Source organism: Neorhizobium sp. BETTINA12A, assembly GCF_023006485.1.
Classification (GTDB): domain Bacteria; phylum Pseudomonadota; class Alphaproteobacteria; order Rhizobiales; family Rhizobiaceae; genus Neorhizobium.
In genome coordinates this window covers 1-4666 of record NZ_JALBGW010000252.1, presented here as the reverse complement: position 1 = coordinate 4666, position 4666 = coordinate 1, and the positions used below count along the sequence as shown (strand labels likewise).

The 4666-nt window shown below is 63.8% G+C and carries 6 protein-coding genes; all 6 read right to left on the bottom strand.

The genetic code is table 11. From position 1 onward, the window contains the following. Positions 1-814 (bottom strand): IclR family transcriptional regulator (locus MOV61_RS28545; RefSeq protein ID WP_247139000.1); only part of this gene is annotated, 814 nt, incomplete at its 3' end. A gap of 59 nt (positions 815-873) precedes the next feature. Further along, the gene (locus tag MOV61_RS28540; RefSeq protein WP_247138999.1) at positions 874-1953 is read right to left on the bottom strand and encodes an iron-containing alcohol dehydrogenase; all 1080 of its coding nucleotides are present in this window, start codon (positions 1951-1953) and stop codon (positions 874-876) included. A gap of 111 nt (positions 1954-2064) precedes the next feature. Then, on the bottom strand, positions 2065-2835 hold the full coding sequence (locus MOV61_RS28535) for a carbon-nitrogen hydrolase family protein (RefSeq protein WP_247138998.1): 771 nt from the start codon (positions 2833-2835) through the stop codon (positions 2065-2067). 12 nt (positions 2836-2847) lie between these two features. Then, positions 2848-3642, bottom strand: a complete 795-nt coding sequence (locus tag MOV61_RS28530) for an ABC transporter permease (protein ID WP_247138997.1) — start codon at positions 3640-3642, stop codon at positions 2848-2850. Further along, positions 3639-4493 carry an ABC transporter permease gene (locus MOV61_RS28525; protein ID WP_247138996.1) on the bottom strand — a complete coding sequence of 285 codons (855 nt, stop codon included), beginning with the start codon at positions 4491-4493 and terminating at the stop codon, positions 3639-3641. The genes MOV61_RS28530 and MOV61_RS28525 overlap by 4 nt, the downstream gene beginning before the upstream one ends. Further along, on the bottom strand, positions 4490-4666 hold a 177-nt coding region (locus tag MOV61_RS28520; protein ID WP_247139001.1), incomplete at its 5' end, for a TOBE domain-containing protein. The genes MOV61_RS28520 and MOV61_RS28525, both read right to left, overlap by 4 nt.

Here is a 4666-nt window from a genome sequence, read left to right as displayed (position 1 = left end):
CGCCGAGCCGTTCGGAAAGTCGGTGGGCGGCGGCCATCAGGGCGTCGATCGTCGGTTTCTTGCGGGGGCCGGCGAGCTGTTTGTCGGAGCCGAGCACGGTCATGGTCGCGACGATCCGGCCGCTATAATCGAAGACCGGCGCGGCGATGGCGGCAAAGCTCGAATTGATGCTGTTGACCGTCATCGCATAACCCTGGTGGCGCACGGTCTCGATGATCTTCTGGATATCCTTGGTGCTGGTGACGCGCGGCGAGAGCGAGGCTGCGTCATCCGACGAATCCCGCTTGGCCGCAGCAATTTCGTCCTGCCGCACCGCCATGGTCTCGCTCTCGTCGAGATAGGTGAGGAAGACCTGGCCGGTCGCCGAGGTCAGGAGCGGCAGCACGTAGCCGAGGCGCACGGCAAGCGATCCCTGCCGCTCGCCATCCACCTTGGAAACGATACCCGGGCCGCGATCGCCCCAGAGCGAAAGATAGGTGGCGAAACCGGCGGTGCGCTGCAGCGCTGCGAGTTCTTCGCGGGCAAATTCCACCACGTCGAGCTGGCGGATGGCCGACAGGCCGAGCTGGATCGCGAAACGGCCAAGCCCGTAATGCCCGGTGACCGGATCCTGGAAGGCGACGCCTTCCTTGACGAAGCTGACGAGGTAGAGATGCGCCTTGCTGGGCGGCATGCCGGCGGCTGCTGCGATATCGCGCAGCGGCAGCGGGCCGTTCGCCGCCTCCATGGCGCGAATGACCTGGAAGCCGACCTCGATCGATTGAATGCGGCGCTGGGTCCATTCCTCCGGCGCCTTGGTCTTATCTGACGGCATCCTAAATCCCCTGTGTTCCCAGTTGATTATATTTATATTTGTAGCAGGTCGAGCCCGCTTTAAACGTAGTTTTCCACAGCCCGGACGGCGGCGGCCAGATCATTGGCATCGAGCATCCGCTCCTGGTTGACCAGGAATGGGCTTTTCGCGCAGGCTGCGCCAAGATTTTCGATCGCCGCATCGCCGATATCGGACATGCCGAGGTCGACAAGCCGGCGCGGCATGCCGATCTCGTCGTAGAAGCCAAACAGCGTTGTCAGTTCATCCTCCGGGCGGCCTTCGGCCACCGCCTGCACCAGCGTGCCATAGGCGGCGTGTTCGCCATGCAGCGACTGGTTTCGCACCGGCTCGATCGCCCCGAGTTCGGTTGCGACCGCATGGGCGATGGAAAGGCCGGTATTTTCGAACGCGACGGCGCTGAGCCAGAGGATGGCCTCGACGACGGCTTCGAGATCCGGCGTCACCTCACCGGTGCCGGCCACCCGCATGGCACCCGGCCCGTGTTCGAGCAGCATCCGGTAACAGACGTCGCCGAGCATCACGCCGGTCTTCAAAGGCCGCGTGCCCTGCTTTGAAAGGCCGGTGCCCTTCCAGGCGCCTTCCGTCTCGAATTTTGCGGTCAGCGCATCGCCGATACCGCCGAGCAGCAGCCGGGCAGGCGCCCTGGCGATAATGGTGGTGTCGACGATCACGAAGGCCGGGTTCTGGTCCATCTGCTCGACGGCGATCATCCGGTGATGGTCGTCGTAGATGACGATGCCGCGGGTCGAGGGCGCGTCGGTGGAAGCGACCGTCGGCACGCTGACGAAGGGCAGCCCTGTGCGGCGCGAAACACCCTTGGCGACGTCGAGCGTGCGTCCGCCGCCGATACCGACCACCACCTCGCCACCCTTGGCGCGCACGATCTCGGCCAGCCGATCCATTTCCCGATGGGTGACGTCTGCATCGAAGGGGACGATGATGGGTGAAATGTCCTGCCGATTCAGGGTCTCGGTGAGATCCGCCTCGATATGCGGAAGCACCATGGCGTCGCAAATCGCCACGACCGAACGGCCGAGCGTCGCCGCCTTTTCGCCAAGCTGGCTCAGGGCTCCCGGGCCTTGAATATAAAAGGCCGGCGCCCGGAATATGCGTGTCATGCCTCCCCCCGGAATGCTGCAACGCTGAATGCTATACAACATTATCAAAGGAAATGGGAGCTTGGCGAGGTCGTATTGACCTGGAAGTCGATTACGCAGGCGGCCTCAACCTCAAACGAGATCGGCGAGGTAGGTGTTTTCCGCCCGCGACCGGGCGTAGACCGCCGGATCGACCTCGGCGATGATCAGGGCTTCGCCCTCGGCGGGTGCTTCGGCAATCAGCTTGCCGTCGGGTGCTGCGATGCGCGACAGGCCGGCATAGGCGAATAGTTCGTCTGAACCAGAGTGGTTGATATAGGCGACAAACACCTGGTTCTCGAAGGCGCGGACCTGGATCATTTGCTCGGCGATGAACTGACCGGACCAGCCGGTCGGCAGCGCCGTCGGCACCACGACGAGATCGGCGCCGCCTTTCGCGAGCTGGCGGATGTTTTCCGGAAACTCGACATCGTAGCAGATCAGGAACCCGAGCCGGATGCCGCTGAGCGTCACCAGAACCTGGCGGCGGTCCTCCTGGGCGAACCATTTGCGCTCATAGAGGCCGTAGAGATTGCATTTGCGGTAGACCGCCGTCTGGCCCATGCCGTCGGTGAAGAAGGCGCTGTTGAAGGTGTTTTCGAACGTCTTTTCGGCAAAACCGGCGACGATCGCCAGGCCGTGTCGTTCGGCGATTTCCGAAAGCCTGGCGGTGACCGGTCCATGCGCGGGCGTGGCGAGATCGGGAAACAGGTCTGCCGCGCCATACCCGGTCAGCGCCAGCTCCGGAGCGATCAGGAGTTCGGCGCCTTCGGTCGCGGCCTCGTCTGCCGCCGCTTCGATCTTGGCGAGGTTCGCCTCGATGTCACCGACGACGGGCTGCATCTGGAAACCGGCGATCTTCATGGGCTCTTCCCTTTAGCGTTCGTCCGACATGGCGCCGAGCAGTTTCGGCAGGTCGCCGAAGCGGGCCACCAGACCGAAGACGACTGCGGCGATGACCAGGAACAGCACCGTCACCGCGGCCATGGTCGGCGTGTAGCCGTAGCGCAGCGCGTTGAAGATCTTGATCGGCAGGGTTTCCATGGTGAAGCCGACGGTCATGTAGGCAACGATATATTCGTTCAGCGACAGAACGAAGGCGAAGGCGTAACCCGAGACGAGATAGGGCAGGATCAGCGGCAGCACGACGGTGCGAAAGATCTTGCCGTCGTCGGCGCCCATGGTGGCGGCCGCTTCCACCAGCGAACGGTCGATCGCCGAAAAACCGAGCGACAGGGTCACCAGCGGCAGGGTGACGAAAAAGATGCCGTGGCTGATCACCGCCGTCCAGGCCTGGCCGTAGAAACCGGTGGTCGCCCAGAAGGTGAGGAGCCCAAGCGCGGTGATGACCGGCGGCAGGGTGAAGGGTGCGACACCCAAAAGCTGGAAGATGTTGGCCCAGGGGGCGACCCGCCGCCACAGGAACCAGGCAAGCGGCAGGGCGATCAGCAACGCCAGCAAAGCCGAGGAGGCGGCAAGCGTCAGCGAGGCGATCAGCGCATTGCGCCATTCGGCATTGGTAAAGATCTGGCCGTACCAGGAGAGCGAAAAACCCTGCGGCGGAAAGGCGAGCGTCTGGCGCGCGTTGATCGAGACGCCGGCAACGACGATCAGCGGCAGGGCCAGGAACAGGCCGACGGCGAAGAAGAACAGGCGGCGGAGTGCTGTCATTTCGCTTGCCTCTGCTTTCCGGCGTAAAGCGAGAGGCCCACCAGCGCCAGCGACACCAGCACGAGGAAAACGGCCATGGCGGCGGCAAACGGCATGTTCGACTGATAGACAGCCTGGTCGGTGATCAGCACCGACAGCGTCCACTGCTGCGGCCTTCCGAGCAGCTGCGGCAGCAGGTAGCAGCCGAGCGCGAAGATGAAGACCATGATCAGCGTTGCCAGAATGGTGTTGCGCAGCGCCGGCACCACGACGGTGAAGAAGGCCTTGACCGGCGAGGCGCCGAGCGTGCGGGCCGCTTCCGTCAGCGTCGGGTCGAGCCGTACCAGCGCCGGATAGAGGACGAGGACCGTATAGGGGAAGGCCTGATAGGTCATGGCGGTCATGACGGCGCCGAAACTCGGGGTCAGCGCCTGCGGTTGCGCCATCAACCCCAGCCAGACGAACAGGTTGGTGACGCCGGCGGTGCGCGAGAAGAGCGTCGACCAGGCAAAGCCGATCATCACTTCCGAGAGCGACAGGATGGACAAGAGCGCCACCAGCCAGACGACCTGGATTTTTCGCGCCGAGCGGGAGAGCAGATAGGTGAAGGGAATGCCGATGACGACGCAGGTTATCGCCACCGCGATCGCCAGGAACAGCGAGAAACCCAGAACCTTGCCGAAGAACAGGCTGAGGAAACGGGCGTAATTGTCGAACACGAAGGCGGGCGTATAAAAGCCGCCCTGTTCGCGCTGGAAAAAGGACACGGCGATCATCGTGGCGAACGGCACCACGAAGAATACGATCAGCATGCCCGCCGGGAAAAAGAGCGGTCCGTAGTCGGCAAGACGCTGCGGCTCATCGCGTCTCATCGGGCGAGCACCACGCTGGTGGCCGGATCGAGCCTGATGCCGACGCTCTGGCCGACTGAGACCTCCGGCCGGTTGCGCGGCGAAGACACCGCGATCACCTGGCTGCCGCCCGCCTCCACGAAGGTTTCGATGGCGCCGCCGAGATCGCGGATGAAGGTGACCGTGCCGGCGAT